This window comes from Caulobacter sp. FV1ye13L (assembly GCF_058681155.1).
Genome location: NZ_CM178732.1, coordinates 1,628,122 through 1,650,967 on the forward strand (window position 1 = coordinate 1,628,122; position 22,846 = coordinate 1,650,967).

Here is a 22,846-nt window from a genome sequence, read left to right on the forward strand (position 1 = left end):
CGCCCTAGCCCCGCCGCTCGCTCAGACCCTGATTGGCCAGCTCATCCGCCCGTTCATTGAGCGGATGGCCGGCATGGCCCTTGACCCAGCGCCAGTCGACCTCGTGCCGGTTGCGCGCGGTGTCGAGGCGCTTCCACAGATCGTCGTTCTTGACCGGACTCTTGTCAGCGGTGCGCCAGCCGCGGGCCTTCCAGCCGTGGATCCACTGGGTGACGCCCTTCATCACATACTGGCTGTCGGTGTGCAGCTCGACCTTGCAGGGCTTGGTCAGGGTTTCCAGGGCCATGATGGCGCCCATCAGTTCCATGCGGTTGTTGGTCGTATGGGCCTCGCCGCCGCAGATTTCTTTCTTCTTTTCGCCGTAGAACATGATCGCGCCCCAGCCGCCCGGGCCGGGATTCCCCTTACAGGCGCCGTCCGTATAGACGATGACCTTGGGCGTCATTCGCCGGTTCCGAACAGGGTCAGGCCCTCGCGGTGCACGGCCAGCTTGCGCTCGTACTCCATGGGATCGTGCGGCTTGACCAGGGCGCCGGCGGGCGTCGCCTTCCAGTCGGCCAGGCGGGTCAGGAAGAACCGCATCGCCGCGCCCCGCGCCAGGATCGGCAGAGCCTGCTTTTCGACGGGGCTCAGCGGCCGTCGGCGCTGATAGCCGGTCAGCAGGGCGGCGGCGGCGGTGGCGTTGAAACTGCCGTCGGGCTCGAAACACCAGGCGTTCAGGGTCACCGCCACGTCGTAGGCGTAAGCGTCGTCGCAGGCGAAATAGAAGTCGATGGCGGCGGCGAACTTGCCGTCCGGCCGAAAGAAGACGTTGTCGGGGAAATAGTCGGCGTGGATCACGCCCGACGGCAGGTCGCGCGGCCAGGCCAGGGCCAGCTCGGCCAGGTCCTTTTCAATGGTCGCGGCCAGGCCCGGCTTGAGATCCTCGGCGCCCTTGCGATGCTTTGAGAACAGCGGGGCCCAGTAGGGCTGGCCCAGATCGTTGGTCCGGCGACCGGGATAGCCTTCGCCCGCCAGATGCAACTGGGCCAGGCCCTCGCCGGCTTCGCGGCAGTGGGCGACGGTGGGGCGACGCACCGACAGGCCCGACAGGAACTGCACCAGGGCGGCGGGTTTGCCGCGCAGGGTCTTGAGCGTGCGCCCGGCCCGATCGGCGATCGGCGTGGCGCTGGGAAAGCCGCGATCGGCCAGCCAGCGCATCAGATTAAGGAAATAGGGCAGGTCTTCCGGCGCGGCGCGCTTCTCATAGACCGTCAGGATGAACCGCCCGGCCTCCGTCTCCAGCAGGAAGTTGGAGTTCTCCACGCCTTCGGCGATGCCCTTGAACGCCAGGGCTTGCCCCAGGTCGAAGTCGGCCAGGAAGGCGGCGAGTTCTTCGTCGGTGATGTCGGTATAGACGGCCATGATCGGGGGATGCGGGAGCCGGCGCTGGCGGTCAAGAGGGCGAGGGCGCGTCGACGGTGTTATGATGGGGCCAAAGGAGCTTGAGCATGGACGAGCCCGCAGAACGCCCGACTGGCCCGCCGCCGAGTCCGGAAGCCAAGGCCGATGTTTCCCGGTCGGACGCCGAGCTTGAGCGAGGGTTCACGCGCGGCCTCGAAATTCTTGAGCGCTACCGAAAGACGTTCGAGGCGCTGGCGAAGTGAGCGGAAAACTCGCGGATCGACTTGTCGCCTTGGCGGCCCGGGATCTTGAGACCAGAGAGCGCCTCGCCAAGGACGGCAGCTTGTTCGACGGCTACCATCCCGAAATGCAGGTCGTTCACGAAGCGAACGCTGGTGAGTTGGAGAAGATCATTGAAGCGGTGGGATGGCCGACTCGCCAACTTGTCGGCGATGAGGGCGCTGAAGCAGCATGGCTGATCGCGCAGCACGCGATCGGCTTGCCGCGGTTCCAGCGAAAGTGCCTCGAACTGTTGCAGTCTGCTGTCGCTTCGGGAGATGCGCCGGCTTGGCAGATGGCAATGATGCTCGATCGCATCCTGACCTACGAGGGCCGCCCGCAGGTGTATGGGACAAGCTTCGACTGGGATGACGATGGGCAGTTGAGTCCTGGGCCGATCGAAGATCCCGGTGGCGTTGACCAGCGGCGCGCTGAAATCGACCTAGAACCGCTTGAAACGGCCGTCTCGAAGCTCCGATCGCGCGACGCCAACCACAGCCCGCCCGCCGATATGGCCGATCGTCGGAGGCGCATGGATGAGTGGGCGCGCCAGGTCGGATGGCGTTAGGCCGAACGGCCGCCTCTCACCGGGCGTGGGGGCGTCTAGCGGCTTCATGTCCAACTCGGAGCTGGGCTGATCGTCAGCCCGCAGCCCTTTAAGACCCTAGGTCGTCAAGAGCCTCGGCAGCTTGAAGGTCACCGTTTCGCGGGCCTCGATCAGGTCCTCGATGGTGACGTTGAAGCGGGCGGCGATGGCGTCGATGACGCCCTGCACCAGATCTTCGGGGGCCGAGGCGCCGGCCGTCAGGCCCACGCGGGAGACACCCTCGAACCACGACCAGTCCAGGCCGCCGGCGTCATCGATCAGGCGGGCGTCCTTGGCCCCGGCCTTCAGGCCGACCTCCGCCAGACGCACCGAGTTGGACGAATTGCGCGACCCGACCACCAGCACAAGCTCGGTCCCCTGGGCCAGATGCTTGACCGCATCCTGACGGTTGGTTGTGGCGTAGCAGATGTCTTCCTTGTGCGGCGCGGCGATGCCGGGGAAGCGGGCCTTCAGCAGGTCGACCATGTCGGCGGTGTCATCGACCGACAGGGTGGTCTGGGTCAGGAAGGCCACATTCGAAGCGTCCTTGGGAATCCAGGCCCGGGCGTCGTCGATGTTCTCGATCAGGGTCACGGTGCCTTCGGGAAGTTGGCCCATGGTGCCGACGACCTCGGGATGACCGGCGTGGCCGATCAGCACGATCTCGCGGCCGGAATTGAAATGCTTCTGGGCCTCGACATGGACCTTGGAGACCAGCGGGCAGGTGGCGTCCAGATAGATCATCTGGCGGGCCTTGGCCTCAGCCGGCACCGACTTGGGCACGCCGTGGGCCGAAAACACGATCGGGCGGTCGTCGGGGGCTTCGGACAGCTCCTCGATGAACACCGCGCCCAGCGCCTTCAGGCGATCGACGACATGGCGGTTGTGGACGATCTCGTGGCGCACATAGACCGGCGCGCCGAATTTCTCGATGGCGCGCTCAACGATCTGGATGGCGCGATCGACGCCCGCGCAGAAGCCCCGGGGGCTGGCGAGCACGACGGTGAGCGGCGGACGGACCGGAGCATGGGCGTTCATGGGCACGAACCTAAGCGTTCGAAGCCCCCGGCGCCAGCGCCGCTGCTCAGGTCTGTCCCCAAAGCAGTTGATTGCGACGTCACGCATATGCCTTTATCAGGCTGCATGACGCCGACTGGGGCATGCGCCCCTTCAGGCTCTTTCATTTTCTGACCGGACGTTTCATGCGCCCTCATTTCACTGTCGCCCTCAGCGCCCTGATGGCTGTTTCGATCGCGGCGACCGCGACGAGCGTTCACGCCCAGGCTCGCGGTCGCGGCCAGGACCAGGGTCAGCAGGACGAAGAGCAGGCCAGCAAGAAAAAGAAGCGCGACGAGGAGTGGAACCAGTCCAAGGCGCCGCTGGCCCAGCTGCGCAACGCCGGCCCATGCCCCTATGTGAAGGTGCTGTACGACGCCAGCCGCTTCGTCGAGTTCAAGGACGGGCGGGAAAACCCGGCCGCCGTGGCCTATACCGGCGAGATCCAGGGCATTTCGTCGGGCTGCGCCTACAAGAGCGACGATCCGATCAGCATCCGTGTCGAAGTGCTGTTCCAGCTCGGCCGCGGCCCACAGGGCGCGGAACCCCAGCGCAACTACCGCTACTGGGTTGCCGTCACCGAGCGGAACCAGTCCATCATCGCCAAGGAATATTTCGATCTGCCGATCACCTTCCCGGCGGGGCAGGACCGAGTTTTCGCCACCGAGCAACTGCAGACCATCACTATCCCGCGCGCTGACGCCAAGGTCAGCGGCGGCAATTTCGAAGTCCTGGTCGGCTTCGACGTGACCCCGGAAATGGCCGCCTTCAATCGTGAGGGCAAGCGCTTCCGGGTCAATGCCGGCCAGACGACGGCCCAAGCAGGGACTCCCAACAAGCAATGAGTGATTTGAAGCGGTCCTTGAGCGAGGCGGCCGCAGCCGCCTTCCAGGCCGCCGGACTGTCTCCCGAGTTCGGGCGTGTCACGGCGTCCGACCGGCCTGATCTCGCCGATTTCCAGTGCAACGGCGCCCTCGCGGCCGCCAAGAGCGCCAAGCGCAATCCGCGCGAGATCGCGGTGCAGGTGGTCGATCACCTGAAGGGCGACCCACGCCTGGCCTCGGTGGAAATTGCCGGCGTCGGCTTCATCAACATGCGTGTCAGCGCTGAGGCCCTGTCGGCCCGCGCCAAGGAGATCGCCGCCGATCCCCGCGTCGGCGCCGCCCTGGTCGAAGAGCCGCGCCGCGTCCTGATCGACTATGCCGGCCCCAATGTCGCCAAGCCGATGCATGTAGGCCACCTGCGCGCCTCGATCATCGGCGAGTCAGTCAAGCGCCTGTACCGCTTCCGCGGCGACGACGTGGTGGGCGACGCCCATTTCGGCGACTGGGGCTTCCAGATGGGCCTGCTGATCGTCGCGGTGATGGACGAGCATTCGTTCATCCAGGCCCTGATGGAAAAGCTGCCCGAAGCGCCGCGCGGCTTCACCAAGGCCGACGAGGACAAGGTGCTGGCGGAGTTCGTTCCGCTGGTCAGCCTGGCCGACCTGGACCGCCTGTATCCCCTGGCGTCGGCCCGCCAGAAGGAAGATCTGGACTACAAGGAGCGGGCCCGTCGGGCGACCGCCGAGCTGCAGAACGGCCGCTTCGGCTACCGCCTGCTGTGGCGCCATTTCGTCAATGTCAGCCGCGTGGCGCTGGAGCGCGAGTTCCACGCCCTTGGCGTCGACTTCGACCTCTGGAAGGGCGAGAGCGACGTCCAGGAGCTGATCGCGCCGATGGTGCGCCAGCTGGAGGACAAGGGCCTGCTGGTCGACGATCAGGGCGCGCGCATCGTCCGGGTGGCCCAGGAAGGCGACAAGCGCGACGTGCTGCCTTTGCTTGTGGTCTCGTCGGAAGGCTCGGCCATGTATGGCACGACCGATCTGGCCACAATTCTGGACCGGCGCAGCACCTTTGACCCGCACCTGATTCTCTATTGCGTTGACCAACGTCAGGCCGATCACTTCGAGACGGTGTTCCGCGCCGCCTATCTGGCCGGCTACGCCGAGCCGGGCACGCTGGAGCATATCGGCTTTGGCACCATGAACGGCAGCGACGGCAAGCCGTTCAAGACCCGCGCCGGTGGCGTTCTGAAGCTGCACGACCTGATCGAGATGGCCCGCGAAAAGGCCCGCGAGCGCCTGCGCGAAGCCGGCCTCGGCGCCGAACTGTCAGAGGAAGCCTTCGAGGACACCGCCCACAAGGTGGGGATCGCGGCCCTGAAGTTCGCCGACCTTCAGAACTTCCGCGGCACGTCCTACGTCTTCGATCTCGACCGTTTCACCAGTTTCGAGGGCAAGACCGGTCCCTACCTGCTGTACCAGTCGGTGCGCATCAAGAGCGTGCTGCGCAAGGCTGCGGAAGCTGGGGTTCAGGCCGGTCGGATCGTCATCGGCCAGCCGGCCGAGCGCGATCTGGCCATGCTGCTGGACGCCTTCGAAGGCGCACTGACCGAGGCCTATGACAAAAAGGCTCCCAACTTCGTGGCCGAGCACGCCTACAAGCTGGCCCAGACCTTCTCGAAGTTTTACGCGGCCTGTCCGATCATGAGCGCCGACGACGAGCCGACCCGCGCCTCACGCCTCAACCTGGCCCAGACCACCCTGCGTCAGCTGGAGCAGTCCCTGGAACTGCTGGGCATCGAAGCGCCGGACCGCATGTAGCCAACGGCATCGCGCCAGGGTCACTTGCGCCCTGACGGCGTCTTCGGATCGAAAGCCCGTCAGGCGGCACGGGCGTGTGCGACGCCATCGCTGACCCTGAATTGCTTGATCAGGGCACCAAGCTCGCCGGCTTCGCGGGTAAGGCTGTGGCTTGCGGCGGTGGTCTCCTCGACCATGGCGGCGTTCTGCTGGGTAACCTGATCCATCTGGCCGACAGCATTGTTGATCTCGGCCAGGCCGATGGCCTGATGCCGGGCGGCCGAGGCGATGGTGCTCACCAGGTCCTCGATCCGGCCGAAATGGTCGACCACGCCGGACAGCTCCTCGCCGACCCGGACCACCAATCCCACGCCACTCTGAACACTGTCCGAGGACTCGGTAACCAGGGTCTTGATCTCCTTGGCCGCGTCCGCCGAACGTTGGGCCAGGGCGCGGACTTCCTGGGCGACGACCGCGAAGCCGCGGCCGGCCTCGCCGGCCCGCGCCGCCTCGACCCCGGCATTGAGCGCCAGGAGATTGGTCTGGAAGGCGATCTCGTCGATCACCGTGATGATCTGGCCGATCTGGCGGGACGAGGCGTCGATCCGCTCCATGGCGGTCATGGCCTCATTGGCGACCGCGCTGGACTTGCCGACCATGGTGCGGCTGACCGACGTGGCCTTCTGGGCTTCGGCGGCATTTTCGGCCGTTTGCCGGATGGTGGCGGTGACCTGGTCAAGCGCTGCGGCCGTTTCCTCGAGGCTGGCGGCCTGTTGCTCTGTGCGCCGGGCCATATCGTCTGAGGCCGAGGAGATTTCGCGGGAGCCGCTGTCGACGGCGCTCGTGCTGACAAGGACGCGGCCCATGGTCTGTTCAAGAGTGTCCAGGGAGCTGTTGAAGTCAGCGCGCAGGCGCTCGAACTCCCGGGGGAACGCCTCGTCGATCCGACGGGTCAGATCGCCCTCCGCCAGTTGCCGCAGGCCTGATCCCAGACAGTCGACGACCTGCTGGCGCACCGCGCGTTCCTCGGCTCGTGCGGCCTCGGCCGCCCAATCCTGCTCCTGCGCCTGCTTTAGATGCTCAGCCGCTTTGGCAGCCTGTCGCTCCAGCGATGCCGTCCGAAAACTGTCGACCGAACGGGCCATGTCGCCGATTTCGTCCGCACGCCCCTGCATTGGCACCTCGTGGGTAAAGTCACCCATCGCCAGTCGGCCCATATAGTCGGACACCCTGGACAGGGGCGACACGACGAAGTTGCGCAGGGCATTGGTTCCGATCACCACAAGCGCCAGCATCAGCAGGGTCGACGCGGCCAGCAGGCCAAACGCGATCTTGGTGTTGCGCTCAGCCACGACCACCGAACTGGCCGCAGATTGAGTGGCCATGACCGTGAGGCTGTCGACCACCTTGCGGTGACGCGAGTAGATCGGCTCCAACTCGCTAATGGTCGTATTGATGGCAATGATGTCGCCGGCCTTCAAGGCGGGAGCGTACTTCTTTTCTACCACAGCCCAGAAGGCGTCCATCTCGGCCTGGGACTGCTCCAGCGTGGTCAGGGTTTCCTTCGGCAGGTCGGACTTCTGCCAATAGTCCCGACGCTGCGCATCCTGGCTCTTGAGCGCCTGCAAGGTCGCCAGTGTCGCCTCGGCCTGGCCGGCGTCCTCGGCCCCGTGATGGACGACGAGCATCGCCTCGACCAGATAGAGCGGCGGCGGCAGGATGTCGGCCAGAAACTCGTAGGCATGGGCCTGCTTCTGCGAAAGAGGCCCGCCGACCCTAAGCTCCATGAGGGAGAATACGGCCGTACCCGTAGCCAGAATGAAGCCCAGGAGCAGGGCGCCTGCAAAGAGGTGCAGGGCGTCTCGAAGTCTGAGGGTCATGGCCGGGTCCGCGTTGATCGCCCTTAAGGTTCAGCTTGGGTGATTAACGCGCTGAGAACCCTCGCTGCGGCCATGTGTCTCAGGCGGGAGTCGAGCTTCCAGTACCCGTTTTGAGTGTTACGAAAGCGGGTCGGCGTTTGGTCTCGTGCTTGACTCCCCGCGCCCCCTCCAGCATTGAGCCGCTGACCCACGCGGGAGACATCGGGATTCGCGTCCCGAGGCCGAAGGCGCAACCGCCCCGGAAACGCTCAGGCAAAAGGACCGCGCGGGTTTAGGAACGCTGGAAAGAGGCAGTCTGCTCTCCTTTAGAACAGGAAGTGGGATTGTCCGCCGAAGGAGCAAGGTCGTGCCCTTTTCACTTTGAAGGGTGGCCGGAATCTCTCAGGTCAAAGGGACAGCGGGGGCGCTATCGTCTGGTGAAAGCCGGGCTAGCAGCGCCGTCCCCGTTTGGAGTCCCCGCGTGTCCGACCAAGACCTCAAGAAGACGCCCCTGTACGACGCGCACGTCGCCGCCGGCGCCCGCATGGTCCCGTTCGCGGGCTACTCCATGCCGGTGCAATACAAGGACGGGGTGCTGAAAGAGCATCTGTGGACCCGCGAACATGCGGGCCTGTTCGACGTCTCGCACATGGGCCAGGCCCGGCTGCGCGGGGCCAATCCCGCCAAGAGCTTCGAGAAGCTGGTCTCGGCCGATTATCAGGGCCTCAAGCCCGGCAAGCAGCGCTATGCGGTGCTGCTGAACGCCGAAGGTGGCGTGATCGACGACTTGATGACCGCGCGGCCTGACGACGATGGCCTGTTCATCGTGGTCAACGGCGCCTGCAAGGACAATGACTACGCCATCATCGCCGAGGCCCTGAAGGGCGAAGCGACGGTTGAGCGCCTCGAGGACCGCGCCCTGCTGGCGCTGCAGGGACCCGAGGCCGCCGCCGTGCTGGCCGCCCATGTTCCCGAAGCGGCGAACATGGTGTTCATGGACACCGCCGCCCTGACCGCCTTTGGCGTCGACGCCATCATCTCCCGCTCGGGCTATACCGGCGAGGACGGCTACGAGATCTCGGTGCCGGCCGCCGATGCCGCGCGCATCTGGAATAACCTGCTGGAAGACGAGCGCGTGAAGGCCATCGGCCTGGGCGCCCGCGACAGCCTTCGCCTTGAAGCCGGTCTGCCGCTCTATGGCCACGATATGGACGAGACCGTCTCGCCGATCGAGGCCGGCATGAACTTCGCCATCGGCAAGAGCCGCCGCGAGGCCGGCGACTATCTGGGCGTCGATCGCATCGGCAAGGAACTGGCCGGCGAGTTGAAGCGCGTGCGGGTCAATCTGCGTATCCTGGAAGGCGCACCGGCTCGCGAAGGCGCCGAGATCGCCGACGAGACCGGCGCCGTGGTCGGCGTGGTCACCAGCGGCGGCTTTGGCCCCAGCGTTGGCGGCGCCATCGCCATCGGCTTCGTCCCTCCCGCCCTGGCGGTCATCGGCGCGCAGCTGAAAGTCATCGTTCGCGGCAAGCCGCAGGCGGCGGAGGTCGTGGCCTCGCCGTTCGTTCCCAATCGTTACGTCCGCAAGATCTAAGCGCGACAGCCAAAAAAAGTGGATGCCGGTTTTGGCGTCCGTCGCGCGACAACAAAGAGAAAAGGGCCTCCTGATGCGTTTCACCAAAGACCATGAATGGGTCGCCGTCGAAGGCGACATCGCCACCGTCGGCATCACCGCCTATGCCGCCGAGCAACTGGGCGACGTGGTGTTCGTCGAGGTCCCCGAGGTCGGCAAGACCGTGAAGCAGGGCGACGGCCTGGCCGTGGTCGAGAGCGTCAAGGCCGCCTCGGACGTCTATGCTCCGGTGTCGGGCGAGGTGGTCGAGGCCAATGCCGCCCTGGGTGATGCGCCCGAAACCGTCAACGCCGTGCCGGAAACGGGCGGCTGGTTCGCCAGGCTCAAGCTGTCGGCCCCCGCCGAGGTCGAGGCCCTGATGGACCGCGACGCCTACGAAGCCTTCCTCTCGACCCTCTGATTTTCCTGTCATCCCGGTCCTGGCCGGGATGACAAGCACAGGCTCCTCCCCATGCGTTACCTCCCCCTCACGCCCGAAGATCGCGCCGAAATGCTTGGCGTCATCGGCGTGGACTCGATCGACGCCCTGTTCGTCGACGTGCCCGCCTCCGCCCAGCGTTCCGGAACCGTCGACCTGCCGCTGCACGCCGGCGAACTGGAGGTCGAGCGCGAGATGTCGGCCCTGGCCAAGCGCAACCGCTCGGCGGGGGAGGGGCCCTTCTTCTGCGGCGCGGGGGCCTATCGCCACCATGTGCCGGCCACGGTCGACCACATCATCCAGCGGTCGGAGTTCCTGACCAGCTACACGCCTTACCAGCCGGAAATCGCTCAGGGCACGCTTCAGGTGCTGTTCGAGTTCCAGACCCAGGTCGCGGCTCTGACGGGCATGGAAGTGGCCAACGCCTCACTCTATGACGGCTCCACCGCCGCCGCCGAGGCGGTGATGATGGCCACCCGCGTGACCCGCCGCAACAAGGCGGTGATGTCCGGCGGCGTGCATCCGCACTATGTCGAGACCATCGACACCCTGGCCCATGCGGCCGGCGTCGCCACCCAGCGCCTGGCCGTCGCCATCGACGCCGAGGACGCGGTGATCGCCGCCATCGACGCCGACACCGCCTGCGTGGTCGTCCAGACCCCCAACGTGTTCGGCACGGCCACCGACGTCAGCAAGATCGCCGCCGCCGCCCAGGCCGCCGGCGCCCTGCTGATCGTGGTCACCACGGAAGTCGTGTCGCTGGGCCTGCTGAAGTCGCCTGGCGAGATGGGCGCCGACATCGTCGTGGCCGAGGGCCAGTCGATCGGCAACGGGCTGAACTTCGGCGGTCCCTATGTCGGCCTCTTCGCCTGCAAGGAAAAATACATCCGCCAGGCCCCGGGCCGGCTGTGCGGCGAGACCGTCGACGCCGACGGTCGTCGCGGCTTCGTCCTGACCCTGTCGACCCGCGAGCAGCACATCCGCCGCGACAAGGCGACGTCCAACATCTGCACCAACAGCGGCCTGTGCGCCCTGGCGTTCAGCATCCATATGAGCCTGCTGGGCGAGGTGGGCCTGCGTCAGCTGGCGGCGATCAATCACGACAAGGCCCGCGCCCTGCGCGACGCGCTCGCCGCCATTCCCGGCGTCGAGATCCTGACCTCGCGGTTCTTCAACGAGTTCGCCATCCGCCTGCCTGGCAAGGCCGCCGAGGTCGTCGAGACCCTGGCCGGTCACGGCATCATCGCCGGGGTGCCGTTCTCGCGCCTCGACGCCCACGCTGGCCTCGACGACGTGCTGCTGGTGGCCGCCACCGAGACCACCCTCGATATCGACATCACCTTCTTCGCCAAGGTTCTGGCCAAGGTCATCGCCCAATGAGCATGAACAGCGTCGGACGGCCGACCCGTCCCGAAACCGCCAATGACACCGTCGATACGCATGCGACCCTGACCGGGGCTCGCGGTCTGCTGCAGGACGAGGCCCTGATCTTCGAACTGGGCGGCTGGACCAAGACCGGCGTCGACCTGCCGGAAGCCTCGGCCCCCGCTGACGACCTGGGCGGCCTGCTGCGCACCGCGCCGATCGGCCTGCCGGGTCTCTCCGAGCCCGAAGCCGTGCGCCACTATGTGCGCCTGAGCCAGAAGAACCACGCCATCGACCTGGCGCTGTATCCGCTGGGCTCGTGCACGATGAAGCACAACCCGCGCCTCAACGAGAAGATGGCCCGTCTGCCGGGCTTTGCTGACATCCACCCGCTGCAGCCGCAGTCGACCGTGCAGGGCGCCCTGGAGCTGATGGACCGTCTGGCCCATTGGCTGAAGACCCTGACCGGCATGCCCGCCGTGGCCTTGACGCCAAAGGCCGGCGCCCACGGCGAGATGTGCGGCATGCTGGCCATCCGCGCCGCCCACGAGGCCAATGGCCAGGGTCATCGCAAGACCGTCCTGGCCCCGACCAGCGCCCACGGCACAAACCCCGCTACGGCGGCCTTCGTTGGCTACACCGTGGTCGAGATCGCCCAGACCTCTGATGGCCGCGTCGACCTGGCCGACCTGGCGTCGAAGCTCGGCGACCACGTGGCCGCCATCATGGTCACCAACCCCAATACCTGCGGCCTGTTCGAGCGCGACGTGGTCGAGATCGCCCGCCTGACTCATGCGGCCGGGGCCTATTTCTACTGCGATGGCGCCAATTTCAACGCCATCGTCGGCCGAGTGCGCCCGGGCGACCTGGGCGTCGACGCCATGCATATCAACCTGCACAAGACCTTCTCAACGCCCCACGGCGGCGGTGGGCCCGGCGCGGGGCCCGTTGTGCTCAGCGAGGCGCTCGCGCCCTTCGCGCCCACCCCCTGGCTCGTCCACGGCGACGATGGCTTCGCCCTGGTCGAACATGCCGGCGAGGCGGGCGCTGAGACCGCCTTTGGCCGGATGAGCGCCTTCCATGGCCAGATGGGCATGTACACCCGCGCCTATGCCTACATGCTCAGCCACGGGGCTGACGGCCTGCGTCAAGTGGCCGAGGACGCGGTGCTAAACGCCAACTACCTCAAGGCCCGCCTGTCGGACGTGATGAGCCCGGCCTTCCCGGACGGCCCGTGCATGCACGAAGCCCTGTTCGACGACAGCTGGCTGGAAGGCACCGGCGTGACCACGCTCGACTTCGCAAAGGCGATGATCGACGAGGGCTTCCACCCGATGACCATGTATTTCCCGCTGGTCGTCCACGGGGCGATGCTGATCGAGCCGACCGAAACCGAGAGCAAGCAGGAGCTGGATCGCTTCGTGCTGGCGCTGCGCGCCCTCGCCGGCGCCGCCAAGGCCGGCGATGTCGATCGTTTCAAGGGTGCGCCTTTCCATGCCCCCCTCAAGCGTCTCGACGAGACTCTGGCGGCCCGCAAGCCCCGGTTGAGGTGGAAACCTGTGGCTGAAGCGCCACTGGCCGCCGAATAGCAGGGAACTATTTCGACACGCGGCGATAGGGCGCCTTTACGGCGCCCTTATCGATCCACATATCAGGCTGGCGCGTCGGGCTGATTGGATTTTCCAGGGAGCAAGCGGAGCGCGTAGTCCGTCAGCCCCCTCATGAATGTCTCAGTCGCCCTCGCCATGCCGCGCGCACGTTTTTCCCCTGCCGATGATCTCGCCCGCGAGATCGTGGCGCGCGTCCTGCGCGTCGTGCTGGTCGTGCTTGGCCTGCTGCTGGTGCTGGCCGGCGCGCTGATCGCGCCGCTGCCCGGCCCCTTGGGCCTGCCGCTGACGGTGGTTGGCCTGATGCTAGTGCTGCGCAACTCGTTCAAGGCCCGCAAGCAGTTCGTGCGCTTCCAGCATGCTCACCCCAAGCTGATCTTCCCGATTCGCCGGCTGCTGCGCCGCGAGCCCGAGGTGATCCTGGTGGCGTGGCAACAGGCTTTGCGGATCGAGCGGCTGGTCATCCCGCGCCGCTGGCGCGTGGCTGTGCGCTGGCGCAAGTCGATCAAGCGCCGTCGTCGGTGACGATCGCGTCAACCGCTGCCATCGAAATCAAGCATAAGGTCCGCCGGCGCGCCCGGTTGGCCTTGCTGCTGCGCGAGTCGGCGGCGCGCGCCTATCGCATCGCCGCGATCACCTTCGGCAGTGTGGTGATCCTGGCCGGCGCGGTCCTGACGCCCCTGCCGGGACACATCGGCCTGCCGATGCTCGTGATCGGCCTGATGATCGTGCTGCGCTACTCGTTCCAGGCCCGCAAGACCTTCATCCGTTGGCAGCGCCGCCATCCCAAGCTGGTCTTCCCGATCCGGCGCCTGATGCGGCGCGAGCCCGAGGTGCTGCTGGTCTTCTGGCAGCAGTTGCTGCGCACCGAGAAGATGATCCTGCGCAAGGCGCGGTGGCGGGTGCTGAAGCGGGGACGCAAGCACGCCCGCCGGATGTGGACTCAAAGAAAAAGGGCGCAGCCGTAAGGCCGCGCCCTTGATCGTTTAAGCCGTTCGCCGTCTGCTATTGCAGCTTGGCGGCCATCTGACCGATGGCCGCATCGACCAGCGGATCGCTCTTCAGACCTGCCAGACGCGCCGTCAGGATGGCTTCAGCAGACTGGGCGGCGAGGTCGACGGCCGCAGCCTTGACGTCCGCCGTAGCCTGGGCTTCGGCCTGAGCGATCTTGCGTTCGGCCATTTCGGCGCGGCGCTTGATCTGCTCCTCGAGCTTTTCCTTGGCTTCCTCGGCCAGACGCTTGGCGTCAGCCTTGGCGGCCTCGATCATGCCGGCGGCCTGACGTTCGGCGTCCTCGCGCTGAGCCTTGACGTCCGCGAGCAGGGCCTGGGCCTCTTCCCGCAGTTGCTGGGCTTCGTCGAGTTCGGCCTTGATCTTGGCGGCATGGGCGTCGAGCGCCGCGAACAGGGCGCCGGGCAGGACCTTGAGCACGACCAGCAGGCCGAAGAACAGGACCAGCGCGACCAGAACCCAGAACTCGGGGTTTGAGAGGCTGAAAAGGGACTCGTGTTCCATCGTCTGTCTCTCCTTAGGCCGTGGCCGCCTTGAGCTCGGCGGCCGTGGCCGCCTTGCCCGTCAGCTTCTCGACGATGGCGCTGGCCGTATCCGAAGCCACGGCGCCGACATGGCTCATGGCCCGGTCGCGCGCGGCCTGGATGCCGGCTTCGGCGGTCGCCAGCTTCTCAGCCAGCACAGCCTCTTCCTTCGCCTGACGCTCGGCCGCAATGGCCGAAGCCTTGGCCTTGGCGTCCGCCGCAGTCCGTTGGGCCGAAGCGCGAGCCTCGGCGACCTCGGCCGCAGCCGCACGGGCCTGGACCTCGGCTTCGTCCTTCAGACGACGGGCGTCGGCGATGTCGCCGGCGATCTTGGCCCCGCGCGTCTCGATCGCGCCACTGACCCGGGGCAGCAGGCCCTTGGACAGCACCACGTACAGAACGGCGAAGATGAGCAACAGCCAGACGATCTGGCCGCCCCAGTGCTCGAACTGCAGCTGCGGAAGTCCGCCGCCACCGTGAGCCTCGGGCGCACCAGTCGTCTCGACCGTGCCGTGAGTTTCCGTCGCCATGGGCGAAGACGCCTCTTAGATAAAAATCAAGGACTCGGAGCGAGCTGCTTCCGTGGGAAGCGGCTCGCGCCGGGGTTTAGGAGAAGAGGATCAGGAAGGCGATGACCAGGGCGAAGATGCCCAGGGCTTCCGTCAGCGCCATGCCCAGGAACAGCATCGGACGCTCTTGAGCGGCGGCGGTCGGGTTGCGCAGAGCGCCTTGGAAATAGTTACCGAACATCACGCCCAGGCCGATGCCTGCACCGATCATGCCCAGCATCGCCAGACCAGCGCCGATGTACTTCGCGGCTTCAGCTTCCATTGTGAGACTCCTAAAGATCGAAAGGTTGGAAAGGAAAAAAGGTGATCAGTGGCTGTCGAGGTGCACGACGTCGTTCAGATAGACGCAGGTGAGCACCGCGAACACGAAGGCCTGAAGGAAGGCCACCATGAACTCTAGAGCCGTCAGAGCAACGACGGAGGACAGGGCCAGCGCCGCGCCGGCCCAGCCGAGCACGCCCATGCCGCCCATGGCGACGACGAAGCCGGCGAAGATCTTCAGCACCACGTGGCCGCCCAGCATGTTGCCGAACAGACGCAGGGCCAGGGTGACGGGTCGGATCAGGAACGACAGGATCTCGATCGGCACCAGCAGGAAATACAGCGGCCACGGCACGCCCGACGGGGCGAACAGCTTGAAGAACTTCAGGCCGTTCTTGGCGAAGCCGACAGCGACCACGGTCAGGATGACCATCAGGCCCAGGGTCAGGGTGACGGCGATCTGCGACGTGGCGGTGAACACCAGGAACATCCCCTGGATGTTGGCGAACAGCACGAAGATGAACAGGGTGAAGACGAACGGCAGGTACTTCTTGCCATCGTGGCCGATGATCGACTCGGTCAGGCCGTTGACCAGTCCGTAGAGCATCTCGCCCACGGACTGCAGGCGACCCGGCACCACGGCCTGTTTCGCAGAAGCCAGGACGTAGAACGCAATGACCAGGGCGGCGGCCAGCATCATGGCGGCCACGGAATTGGTGATCGACAGGTCGATCGCTTGGCCCAGCACGGTGACGGTCGGCAGTTCCACGATCTTCTGGATCTGGAACTGGTGCATCGGATCGGCCATTGGCCCTAGTCTCTCTTCTGCTTGGGGGCGGTAGACCCGCCTCCCGTGTCTTCGTCGACTGTTTCGGTCGACGCCTGCGCGCTCAGTTTCGTCGCCTTGCGGACGACGGAGAATATTGACGCCCCCATGCCGATCAGCAGACCGCCAACCATGCCCCAGGGCGCCGTGTGGGCGAACTGATCGAGAACCCAGCCAAAGCCGAGACCCACCAGGACGCCGCCGATCAAATCCGCCAGAAGCCGATAGCCGTCCTGGGACGATTTCTCGTGCTCCGCGCGCACCGGCTGTTCTGCCGCCTTCTTGGCCTCGAATGCGGCGAGCCGAGCGTCGAGGCTTTGCAGGGCCTTGTCGTTCGGTTCGTCGGCCTTGGGCATGGGAGCGGTCAGGTCCGAAAACGCCCGCGGATACGCCTGTAAGAGACGTATTTCCGGCCGGCTTGATCGCGGCGGAACCTATAGACCTCGCTGCGGTGCGTCAAGGTTGGCTTGGGGTGATGCAAGCATCTGTATAATAAGGCGTTTTACGCTACGGCGCCCATCGGCGGGCAAAACCTTGCGGCGTCGCCTTCGTGTCCGGGGCGCAGGGCAACAAAGCCGCGTGGCGAAGCCCCCTGTGAGGCCCGCCTGTGCGCAAGGCAAGCCTCCAACGTTCTGTATCGCCGCCGATCCGCGACATATCGGCCGCATCCAGTCTTCGGTTCCACGCGCACGCGGGATGACGCATTGCTTTTTGCATCATTTTGAGGTTTGAGAGCCGCGTCTTTCCCTTAGCCAGAAGATTCATGTCGCATCTGAAGAACACCGGTTTCTCCGATCGTATCTCCGCCGCCGCCGAGGCCAAGAAGGCCATGCTGGCGAAAATGAAGCCCAAGCCCACCGTCACGGATCCTGATTTCGACAAGCGCGAAGAGTTGCGCGCCGCCGAACTGGAAGCCGTGCGCGCTGCGCGCGCCGCAGCCCGCGAAGTCGTCCGCCTTGAGCAGTTGGCCAAGCAGGAAGCGATCCTCGCGGCCAAGCGCGCCGAGCGCAAGGAACGCAAGACCGACGCCGCCGCCGAGCAGAAGATGCGCAAGGAAGAGAAGGCCGCCCAGCGCGAGCAGCTTCGCTCCCTGGGGCGCAACACCAAGAGCGCCCGCGCTCACGAGTGGGGCAATCTGATCGGTTGATCAGACGGGAAGGGGCTATTGGCCCTTTCCGCTTCCTCCCGAGCCGCGACTCGACCGCATGGTCCAGGCTCTCAAGCCTGCCATGCGGGAGGGCCGGCCCATGGACCTAGTCCAACCTGAACTGCTGGCGACGATGTTCGCCGTGGCCGCGCTGGCCGGAGCTTTCGACGCCATAGCGGGCGGCGGAGGTCTTCTGACCCTGCCGGCGCTTCTGCTGGCGGGCCTTGACCCTGTCGCGGCGCTGGCCACCAACAAGCTGCAGGGCTCCTTTGGTTCGGTGTCGTCGACCATCGCCTTCGCGCGTCGCGGCCTGATTGACTGGAAGACCGCCCTGCCGGTCGCCCTCTCCGCCGGCCTCGCGGGCCTGTGCGGCGCCCTTTGCGCCAGCCTGCTGTCACCGACCTTTCTCAAGGCCCTGGTGCCGATCCTGCTGATCGTCATCGCGCTGTATTTCGCGCTCTCCAAGGCCCTGAAGGCCGAGGACGGCCTCGCCCGACTGACCCTGCCGGTGTTCGCCGGCTTCGTCGCGCCGCTGGTCGGCTTTTATGACGGCATCTTCGGGCCGGGCGCTGGGGCTTTCTACATGGTCGCGATCGTGACCCTGCTGGGCTATGGCGCGCTGAAGGCCACGGCCCACACCAAGCTGGCCAACGCCGCCAGCAATCTGGGCAGCCTGGTTCTGTTCATTCTCAAAGGCGCGGTGATCTGGCCGATCGGCCTGGCCATGGCCGCCGGGGCCTTCCTCGGCGCTCAGGTCGGCTCGCGGCTGGCCATGCGGTTTGGCGCCGGGCTGATCCGGCCGCTGTTGGTGACAATGTCATGCGCCATGGCGGTGAAGCTGCTGGCTGATCCGCAGAACCCGCTGCGACTGGCGCTGTCGCAGCTGATCGGCGGCTGAAGCTCTACTGCGCGGCGACCAGTTGCTCGGCCGTCGACAGGTCCACGCTGACCAGCTGGCTGACGCCCCGCTCGCCCATGGTGACACCGAACAGGCGGTCCATCCGGCTCATGGTCACCGGATTGTGGGTGATGGCGATGAAGCGGGTCTGGGTGCGGCGGCGCATCTCGTCGAGCATGTTGCAGTAGCGGTCGACATTGGCGTCATCGAGCGGCGCGTCGACTTCGTCGAGCACGCAGATCGGAGCCGGGTTGGCCAGGAACACGCCGAAGATCAGGGCGCTGGCCGTCAAAGCCTGCTCGCCGCCGCTCATCAGGCTCATGCTGGCCATGCGCTTGCCGGGCGGGCAGGCATAGATCTCAAGACCCGCTTCGAGAGGGTCATCGTTCTCGACCAGCCGCAGCTCAGCCTGACCGCCGCCGAACAGGGCCTGGAAGAGGGTCTGGAAGTGGCCGTTGATCACCTCGAAGGCGGCCAGCAGGCGCTCGCGGCCCTCGGCGTTCAGCTCCTCGATGCCGGCCCGTAGCTTGCCGACGGCGCCCGACAGGTCGGCGCGTTCGGTGCGCATGGTCTCCAGGCGCGCCGTATATTCCTGGGCCTCTTCCTCGGCCCGCAGGTTCACCGGGCCGATGGCGTCGCGCTCTCTTTCGAGCGCGAAGAGGTGGGCTTCCACACCTGCGGCGTCCTTGGGCACGGCCACGGCCTCGCCGGCGACGTGGCGGCCAAGTTCCTCGGGCTCCATGCGCACCGATTCGCGGATATTGCCGGCGATCTCGGCGAAGCGGCCTCGGGCGCCGTCCAGGTGGGCGACCAGGGCAGCGCGCCGCTCGCGGGCCTCGCCGGCGGCCTGGTCGGCGGCGCGGGCGGCGCGGTCGGCGGTCAGCCGTGCGGTCTCAGCCTCTTCAAGGGCGTCGTTGGCCTTGGCGCGGCGCGCCTCTGCGGCGCCGAACTCGTCCAGCAGGACCAGCAGCTTTTCCTTCAGGACAGCCGGCGCCTCGCGGGCGGCTTCCAAGGCGTCGGCGGCCTTGATGCGGTCGGCGTCCAGCGTGGCGGTGCGCTTGCCGGCCGCTTCAGCCCGGCGCGTCCAATCGCCGTGATCGCGTTCCAGGCTTTCCAGCCGGCGCTGGCGCCCGGCCCTTTCGCGGGTCTCGACATCCAGAGCGGCGCGCGCGGTCGAGGCGGCTTCCCGGGCGGCGGCGGCGGCCTGCCGGGCCTGCGCAAGCTGCGGCGCCAGGTCGGCGGCGCCCTTCGCGCCGGCATGCTCGCCTCGCACGGCGGTGAGGGCGGTCTCGGCCTCGACGTGTTCGGCCTCAAAGCGGGCGATGGTCTCGTCCAGCGATTGGGCCCTTGCCGCGCGAAGCGCGGCCTGGCGTTCGAACTGGACGACGGCGTCGCGGGCGCCGGCCAGCAGACGCTCGGCGTCCGGCGGCGCCCGGCGCCGGTCGCGCAGGGCCTCTTCGGCGATTCGCAAGGCGTCCGAAGCGGTCCTCAGGGCGGCGGCTGTGGCCTCGGCGCGCGGCGCCTGAAGGTCGATCTCGGCTTCCACCTCGGCCAAGCGGGTGCGCTGTTCCAGCCGGACGGCGGCGGGCCTGGGGGCGTCGGCGCGGGCGACGAAGCCGTCCCAGCGCCACAGGTCGCCCTCGCGGGAGACCAGCCGCATGCCGGGCGTCAGGCTCTTCTGAAGCCGCTCGCCATCGGCGCGCTCGACCACGGCGGTCAGGGCCAGGCGCGCGGCCAGCTCGGGCGGCGCCTTGACCAGCGGGGCCAGGGCCTGCGCTCCGTCTGGCCACGAGGGCGACGGCGCCTCGGCGCCGCCCCAGTAGGACGGCGCGCGCGCGTCCAGGGCCGCGTCCAGATCGTCTCCGAGGGCGGCGGCCAGCGCCGCGCCATAGCCCTTGTCGGGCGAAACGGCGTCGAGGGCGGGGGCGTGGCCGCTCTTGCTGCGCGGCGCGGTCAGCTGAGCTAGGCCCCGGGCCTCGGTGCGAAGACGGCCAAGCTGGTCTTCCAGGCTGCGCGCCAGCTGGCGCGCCATGGCCTCCTGCTCGGCGGCCTTGGCGCGCTGGGCTTCGGCGGCTTCCAGGGCAGAGCGGGCGGCGGTCAGGGCGGCCTGAGCATTGTCGAAACGCTGGCGGGCGTCGGCGGCGGCCGGATCGCTCTCCGGGCCAAGGGCCCCGCGTTCTGACCTGGCTTGGTCGAGGGCGCGGACCGTGCGGGCCAGGCGCCCCTCGGCATCGGCCAGCCGCGCGGCGGCGGCGCGGGCGCGGGCGTCCTCGGCGGCGGCGCGGGCGGCTAGCTGCTCGACCACGGCCTCGGCGTCGGCGCGCGCCTCCTCGGCGGCCTCGGCGGCGGCGGCCAGTTCGGGGCCGCGCTCGGGCGCGGCGGCGACGAGGGCTCGAACCTCGGACAGCTCGGCGTCGAGCCGGGCAAGAGCCTGGACGGCGTCCTGCTGGGACTGCGCCTCGCGCGCCCGGTCGTCATCAATGCGGGCCAGATCGGCCGACAGGCGCTGGAACTCGGCGGCCGCAGCCTCGGCCTCCCGCTCGGCGCGGTCTTTCTGGATGGCCAGTTGGCCCAACACGGCCTGGGCGATGGTCGCCTCCTCGCGCAGGGGCGGCATGGCGGCCTCGGCGCGGGTGATCTCGACCTGGGCGGCGGCGGCGGCGCGGGCGGTGTCTTCGACGGCGCGAGCAGCGTCGGTCGCCTCGGTCTGGACGCGATGCAGGGTGTCGCGGGCCTCGGCCCAGCGCGCGAACAGCACCGCGCCCTGCACGGCCCGGATCTCGGCTGACAGTCGCTTGTACTTCTCGGCCTGGCGGGCTTCGCGACGCAGGCGATTGAGCGCCGTCTCAAGTTCTCGGGCCACGTCCTCGAGGCGCGAGAGATTGGTCTCGGCGGCCCGCAACCGCAGCTCGGCCTCGTGGCGGCGGGTGTGAAGTCCCGAGACGCCGGCCGCTTCTTCCAGGATGCGGCGGCGGTTCTGCGGCTTGGCGCCGATCAGCTCGCTGATCTGGCCCTGGCGCACCAGGGCCGGCGAATTGGCCCCGGTCGAGGCGTCGGCGAACAGCAGCTGCACGTCGCGGGCCCGCACCTCGCGGCCGTTGATGCGATAGGTCGAGCCCTCGCCCCGGTCGATACGGCGCACCACCTCAAGCACCGGGTCGTCATTGAACTGGGCGGGCGCCGTGCGGTCGGCATTGTCGATGGTCAGGGTGACGTCGGCGTGGTTGCGGGCCGGACGCGCGCCGCTGCCGGCGAAGATCACGTCGTCCATGCCGCCGGCCCGCATGGCCTTGGCCGAATTGGCGCCCATCACCCAGCGCAGGGCTTCCAGCAGGTTGGACTTGCCGCAGCCATTGGGCCCGACAATGCCGGTCAGGCCGGGCTCGATCCTGAACTCGGTCGGCTCGACGAAGGACTTGAAGCCCGTAAGGCGCAGGCGCAGGAACTGCACGGAGGCGGCTCCCTCCGCCTCAGCCCTTGGCCGACGAGGCCAGGGCGGCCTTGAGGCTGTCGGCGGTCAGTTCGCCGGGGACCTTGCGGCCATCGAGAATAAAGGTGGGGGTGACCTGGACCTTGTCGCGGACGCCGGCGATCTCGACACGTTCATTGAGCGCGGCCAGGGCCAGCTGATCCTGCAGGGCGGCGGTGAACTGGGCTTCGGTCAGGCCAAAGTCCTTGCCGATGGCCAGCAGGCCTTCCCAGAGCTCGCCGCTCTGAAGGATGACGGTCTGCCTGGCGAACACCGCGTCCAGCACGGCAAAATAGCGGGGCGCGCCCACGCGACGGGCCAGCAGGAAGGCGGCGGCGGCGAACTCGACGGGCCCGGTCAGGAACTCGCGAAACACCAACCGCACCTTGCCGGTGTCGATATAGGCCTTGCGGATGGCGGGCAGGTCGTCGTTCCACCAGTGGCCGCAATGGGGGCAGCTGGGGGAAGCAAAGACCACCAGCTGCAAAGGCGCCTTCGGCGACCCCATGACCATGTCGCCCGGCGCGGCCGGCAGCGGCGCGGCGCGCGCCATCGCTGGCCCGGCCGCGAGGACCAGGCTGGAGGCGATCAGCGCGCGACGGTCGAGAGGCAAGGCGGCGTCCTTACTTGGAAGCGGCGGCGATGGCCGCGTCCAACTCGGCCAGGCTGCGCTCGCCGCCGGCGGCGTCGCCGACCACCTTGCCATTGACGATGAAGGTCGGGGTGCCCTGGACGTTGAAGGCCTTGGCGTTCTTCTCGACGCGATCATTCAGGGCCTTCAGCGCCTTTTCGTCGGTGACGCAGGCGTTGAACTTGGCTTCGTCCAGGCCGGCCGACTGGCCGATGCGCAGAAGAACCTCGCGGAACTGGCCGGTGGTGAACATCTCTTCCTGGGCGCGATAGACCGAGTCGACGACCTCGAAATACTTGTCCTTGCCGGCGCAGCGGGCCATCAGGAACGAGGCGGCGGCGACCTGGGCGGGCGGGGTCAGCATCTCGCGATAGACGTAGTTGACCTTGCCGGTGTCGATATATTTGGCCTTGAAGGCCGGATAGACCTCTTCATTCCAGCGCGCGCAGTGGCTGCACGAGGCCGAGGCGTATTCGATCACCGTGATCTTGGCCTGGGCGTTGCCCTGGCTCATGTCGTCGGCCGAGACGGCGTCCTTCTTCGAGCAGGCCGAGAGGCCAACGCCCAGCGAGGCGGTGAGTGCGACGGCGGTCAGGAGCCGGCGGGTCAGCGGACGCATAATCGATCTTCCTTGAGGCGAGAACGTTGGAGTTAAGCGCGATTCTTTAGGCGTGCGAAAACGGCGCTGATAAGGCCTTGGC

General features: G+C 67.3%; 24 protein-coding genes and 1 riboswitch. Of the genes, 12 read left to right on the forward strand and 12 right to left on the reverse strand.

The window, feature by feature from the left end; all coding sequences use genetic code 11:
• Positions 1–4: 4 nt before the first annotated feature.
• Together rnhA and thrB are read right to left on the reverse strand one after the other, a co-directional pair.
• Positions 5–445: a ribonuclease HI gene (gene rnhA / locus ACW176_RS07705; protein ID WP_492111505.1), complete on the reverse strand. Its 441-nt coding sequence runs from the start codon at positions 443–445 to the stop codon at positions 5–7.
• Entirely contained in the window at positions 442–1,404 is a 963-nt protein-coding gene (gene thrB / locus ACW176_RS07710; protein WP_492111506.1) for a homoserine kinase, read from the reverse strand. The genes rnhA and thrB overlap by 4 nt, the downstream gene beginning before the upstream one ends.
• An 86-nt stretch (positions 1,405–1,490) precedes the next feature.
• Here thrB and ACW176_RS07715 point away from each other — a divergent pair, with 86 nt between their 5' ends.
• Both ACW176_RS07715 and ACW176_RS07720 read left to right on the forward strand, forming a co-directional pair.
• Positions 1,491–1,646: a hypothetical protein gene (locus ACW176_RS07715; RefSeq protein ID WP_419319779.1), complete on the forward strand. Its 156-nt coding sequence runs from the start codon at positions 1,491–1,493 to the stop codon at positions 1,644–1,646.
• A complete protein-coding gene (locus ACW176_RS07720) occupies positions 1,643–2,230 on the forward strand; it encodes a DUF6624 domain-containing protein (RefSeq protein ID WP_492111507.1) in 588 nt (195 codons plus the stop codon). Before ACW176_RS07715 ends, ACW176_RS07720 begins: the two co-directional genes overlap by 4 nt.
• A 96-nt stretch (positions 2,231–2,326) precedes the next feature.
• Here the strand turns inward: ACW176_RS07720 and ispH are convergent, their stop codons facing one another.
• Complete coding sequence (ispH, locus tag ACW176_RS07725; RefSeq protein WP_492111508.1) at positions 2,327–3,286, reverse strand: 4-hydroxy-3-methylbut-2-enyl diphosphate reductase; 960 nt, start codon at positions 3,284–3,286, stop codon at positions 2,327–2,329.
• Between the two features lie 164 nt (positions 3,287–3,450).
• On the opposite strand from ispH, the gene ACW176_RS07730 reads away from it, so the two are divergent.
• Together ACW176_RS07730 and argS are read left to right on the forward strand one after the other, a co-directional pair.
• Positions 3,451–4,149, forward strand: coding sequence for a Tat pathway signal sequence domain protein (locus ACW176_RS07730; protein ID WP_492111509.1), 699 nt, complete (start codon positions 3,451–3,453; stop codon positions 4,147–4,149).
• Positions 4,146–5,948 (forward strand): arginine--tRNA ligase, encoded by a 1,803-nt coding sequence (gene argS / locus ACW176_RS07735; protein WP_419319783.1) that lies wholly within the window; start codon positions 4,146–4,148, stop codon positions 5,946–5,948. The genes ACW176_RS07730 and argS overlap by 4 nt, the downstream gene beginning before the upstream one ends.
• 59 nt (positions 5,949–6,007) lie before the next feature.
• On the opposite strand, the gene ACW176_RS07740 is transcribed toward argS, so the two are convergent.
• Positions 6,008–7,807, reverse strand: a complete 1,800-nt coding sequence (locus ACW176_RS07740) for a methyl-accepting chemotaxis protein (protein WP_492111510.1) — start codon at positions 7,805–7,807, stop codon at positions 6,008–6,010.
• A 182-nt stretch (positions 7,808–7,989) separates the two neighbouring features.
• Positions 7,990–8,081: riboswitch (glycine riboswitch) on the forward strand.
• 186 nt (positions 8,082–8,267) lie between these two features.
• Between ACW176_RS07740 and gcvT the strand changes: the two genes are divergently transcribed.
• From gcvT to ACW176_RS07770, 6 genes are all read left to right on the forward strand, one after another.
• Positions 8,268–9,380, forward strand: coding sequence for a glycine cleavage system aminomethyltransferase GcvT (gene gcvT, locus ACW176_RS07745; protein ID WP_492111511.1), 1,113 nt, complete (start codon positions 8,268–8,270; stop codon positions 9,378–9,380).
• A 73-nt stretch (positions 9,381–9,453) separates the two neighbouring features.
• Complete coding sequence (gene gcvH / locus ACW176_RS07750) at positions 9,454–9,819, forward strand: glycine cleavage system protein GcvH (RefSeq protein WP_419319785.1); 366 nt, start codon at positions 9,454–9,456, stop codon at positions 9,817–9,819.
• Positions 9,820–9,870: 51 nt separating this feature from the next.
• Positions 9,871–11,217, forward strand: coding sequence for an aminomethyl-transferring glycine dehydrogenase subunit GcvPA (gcvPA, locus tag ACW176_RS07755; protein ID WP_492111512.1), 1,347 nt, complete (start codon positions 9,871–9,873; stop codon positions 11,215–11,217).
• On the forward strand, positions 11,214–12,791 hold the full coding sequence (gene gcvPB / locus ACW176_RS07760) for an aminomethyl-transferring glycine dehydrogenase subunit GcvPB (RefSeq protein WP_492111513.1): 1,578 nt from the start codon (positions 11,214–11,216) through the stop codon (positions 12,789–12,791). The genes gcvPA and gcvPB overlap by 4 nt, the downstream gene beginning before the upstream one ends.
• Positions 12,792–12,923: 132 nt before the next feature.
• On the forward strand, positions 12,924–13,334 hold the full coding sequence (locus ACW176_RS07765; RefSeq protein WP_419319790.1) for a hypothetical protein: 411 nt from the start codon (positions 12,924–12,926) through the stop codon (positions 13,332–13,334).
• On the forward strand, positions 13,331–13,777 hold the full coding sequence (locus tag ACW176_RS07770) for a hypothetical protein (protein WP_419319791.1): 447 nt from the start codon (positions 13,331–13,333) through the stop codon (positions 13,775–13,777). Before ACW176_RS07765 ends, ACW176_RS07770 begins: the two co-directional genes overlap by 4 nt.
• 37 nt (positions 13,778–13,814) lie before the next feature.
• Here the strand turns inward: ACW176_RS07770 and ACW176_RS07775 are convergent, their stop codons facing one another.
• The 5 genes from ACW176_RS07775 to ACW176_RS07795 all read right to left on the reverse strand — a co-directional run bounded on the left by ACW176_RS07775 (position 13,815) and on the right by ACW176_RS07795 (position 16,356).
• Positions 13,815–14,324, reverse strand: coding sequence for a F0F1 ATP synthase subunit B (locus ACW176_RS07775; protein WP_492111514.1), 510 nt, complete (start codon positions 14,322–14,324; stop codon positions 13,815–13,817).
• Between the two features lie 13 nt (positions 14,325–14,337).
• Positions 14,338–14,874 (reverse strand): F0F1 ATP synthase subunit B family protein, encoded by a 537-nt coding sequence (locus ACW176_RS07780; protein ID WP_419252996.1) that lies wholly within the window; start codon positions 14,872–14,874, stop codon positions 14,338–14,340.
• A gap of 76 nt (positions 14,875–14,950) precedes the next feature.
• Entirely contained in the window at positions 14,951–15,175 is a 225-nt protein-coding gene (locus tag ACW176_RS07785) for a F0F1 ATP synthase subunit C (protein ID WP_108505567.1), read from the reverse strand.
• A 45-nt stretch (positions 15,176–15,220) separates the two neighbouring features.
• Positions 15,221–15,982, reverse strand: a complete 762-nt coding sequence (locus tag ACW176_RS07790) for a F0F1 ATP synthase subunit A (RefSeq protein ID WP_492111515.1) — start codon at positions 15,980–15,982, stop codon at positions 15,221–15,223.
• A 5-nt stretch (positions 15,983–15,987) separates the two neighbouring features.
• Positions 15,988–16,356, reverse strand: coding sequence for an AtpZ/AtpI family protein (locus ACW176_RS07795; RefSeq protein ID WP_492111516.1), 369 nt, complete (start codon positions 16,354–16,356; stop codon positions 15,988–15,990).
• A 407-nt stretch (positions 16,357–16,763) separates the two neighbouring features.
• On the opposite strand from ACW176_RS07795, the gene ACW176_RS07800 reads away from it, so the two are divergent.
• Positions 16,764–17,147 carry a DUF6481 family protein gene (locus tag ACW176_RS07800; protein WP_492111517.1) on the forward strand — a complete coding sequence of 128 codons (384 nt, stop codon included), beginning with the start codon at positions 16,764–16,766 and terminating at the stop codon, positions 17,145–17,147.
• A 100-nt stretch (positions 17,148–17,247) separates the two neighbouring features.
• A complete protein-coding gene (locus ACW176_RS07805; protein ID WP_419319798.1) occupies positions 17,248–18,045 on the forward strand; it encodes a TSUP family transporter in 798 nt (265 codons plus the stop codon).
• A 4-nt stretch (positions 18,046–18,049) separates the two neighbouring features.
• Here the strand turns inward: ACW176_RS07805 and smc are convergent, their stop codons facing one another.
• From smc to ACW176_RS07820, 3 genes are read right to left on the reverse strand one after another with little or no spacing between them, the layout of a single operon-like run.
• Complete coding sequence (smc, locus tag ACW176_RS07810; RefSeq protein ID WP_492111518.1) at positions 18,050–21,496, reverse strand: chromosome segregation protein SMC; 3,447 nt, start codon at positions 21,494–21,496, stop codon at positions 18,050–18,052.
• A 19-nt stretch (positions 21,497–21,515) separates the two neighbouring features.
• On the reverse strand, positions 21,516–22,127 hold the full coding sequence (locus tag ACW176_RS07815) for a thioredoxin domain-containing protein (RefSeq protein WP_492111519.1): 612 nt from the start codon (positions 22,125–22,127) through the stop codon (positions 21,516–21,518).
• Positions 22,128–22,137: 10 nt separating this feature from the next.
• Positions 22,138–22,764: a DsbA family protein gene (locus ACW176_RS07820; protein ID WP_492111520.1), complete on the reverse strand. Its 627-nt coding sequence runs from the start codon at positions 22,762–22,764 to the stop codon at positions 22,138–22,140.
• Positions 22,765–22,846: the final 82 nt, after the last annotated feature.

What these genes read in the sequence shown, in the direction of transcription:
- ACW176_RS07775 (WP_492111514.1), bottom strand. Translation starts at nt 14,324, where the DNA reads ATGGAACACGAGTCCCTTTTCAGCCTCTCAAACCCCGAGTTCTGGGTT.
- rnhA (WP_492111505.1), bottom strand. Translation starts at nt 445, where the DNA reads ATGACGCCCAAGGTCATCGTCTATACGGACGGCGCCTGTAAGGGGAAT.
- gcvPA (WP_492111512.1), top strand. Translation starts at nt 9,871, where the DNA reads ATGCGTTACCTCCCCCTCACGCCCGAAGATCGCGCCGAAATGCTTGGC.
- ACW176_RS07795 (WP_492111516.1), bottom strand. Translation starts at nt 16,356, where the DNA reads ATGCCCAAGGCCGACGAACCGAACGACAAGGCCCTGCAAAGCCTCGAC.
- ACW176_RS07790 (WP_492111515.1), bottom strand. Translation starts at nt 15,982, where the DNA reads ATGGCCGATCCGATGCACCAGTTCCAGATCCAGAAGATCGTGGAACTG.
- ACW176_RS07730 (WP_492111509.1), top strand. Translation starts at nt 3,451, where the DNA reads ATGCGCCCTCATTTCACTGTCGCCCTCAGCGCCCTGATGGCTGTTTCG.
- ACW176_RS07800 (WP_492111517.1), top strand. Translation starts at nt 16,764, where the DNA reads ATGTCGCATCTGAAGAACACCGGTTTCTCCGATCGTATCTCCGCCGCC.
- argS (WP_419319783.1), top strand. Translation starts at nt 4,146, where the DNA reads ATGAGTGATTTGAAGCGGTCCTTGAGCGAGGCGGCCGCAGCCGCCTTC.
- ispH (WP_492111508.1), bottom strand. Translation starts at nt 3,286, where the DNA reads ATGAACGCCCATGCTCCGGTCCGTCCGCCGCTCACCGTCGTGCTCGCC.
- ACW176_RS07785 (WP_108505567.1), bottom strand. Translation starts at nt 15,175, where the DNA reads ATGGAAGCTGAAGCCGCGAAGTACATCGGCGCTGGTCTGGCGATGCTG.
- ACW176_RS07765 (WP_419319790.1), top strand. Translation starts at nt 12,924, where the DNA reads ATGAATGTCTCAGTCGCCCTCGCCATGCCGCGCGCACGTTTTTCCCCT.
- ACW176_RS07715 (WP_419319779.1), top strand. Translation starts at nt 1,491, where the DNA reads ATGGACGAGCCCGCAGAACGCCCGACTGGCCCGCCGCCGAGTCCGGAA.
- gcvH (WP_419319785.1), top strand. Translation starts at nt 9,454, where the DNA reads ATGCGTTTCACCAAAGACCATGAATGGGTCGCCGTCGAAGGCGACATC.
- thrB (WP_492111506.1), bottom strand. Translation starts at nt 1,404, where the DNA reads ATGGCCGTCTATACCGACATCACCGACGAAGAACTCGCCGCCTTCCTG.
- ACW176_RS07740 (WP_492111510.1), bottom strand. Translation starts at nt 7,807, where the DNA reads ATGACCCTCAGACTTCGAGACGCCCTGCACCTCTTTGCAGGCGCCCTG.
- ACW176_RS07820 (WP_492111520.1), bottom strand. Translation starts at nt 22,764, where the DNA reads ATGCGTCCGCTGACCCGCCGGCTCCTGACCGCCGTCGCACTCACCGCC.
- ACW176_RS07780 (WP_419252996.1), bottom strand. Translation starts at nt 14,874, where the DNA reads ATGGCGACGGAAACTCACGGCACGGTCGAGACGACTGGTGCGCCCGAG.
- ACW176_RS07805 (WP_419319798.1), top strand. Translation starts at nt 17,248, where the DNA reads ATGGACCTAGTCCAACCTGAACTGCTGGCGACGATGTTCGCCGTGGCC.
- gcvPB (WP_492111513.1), top strand. Translation starts at nt 11,214, where the DNA reads ATGAGCATGAACAGCGTCGGACGGCCGACCCGTCCCGAAACCGCCAAT.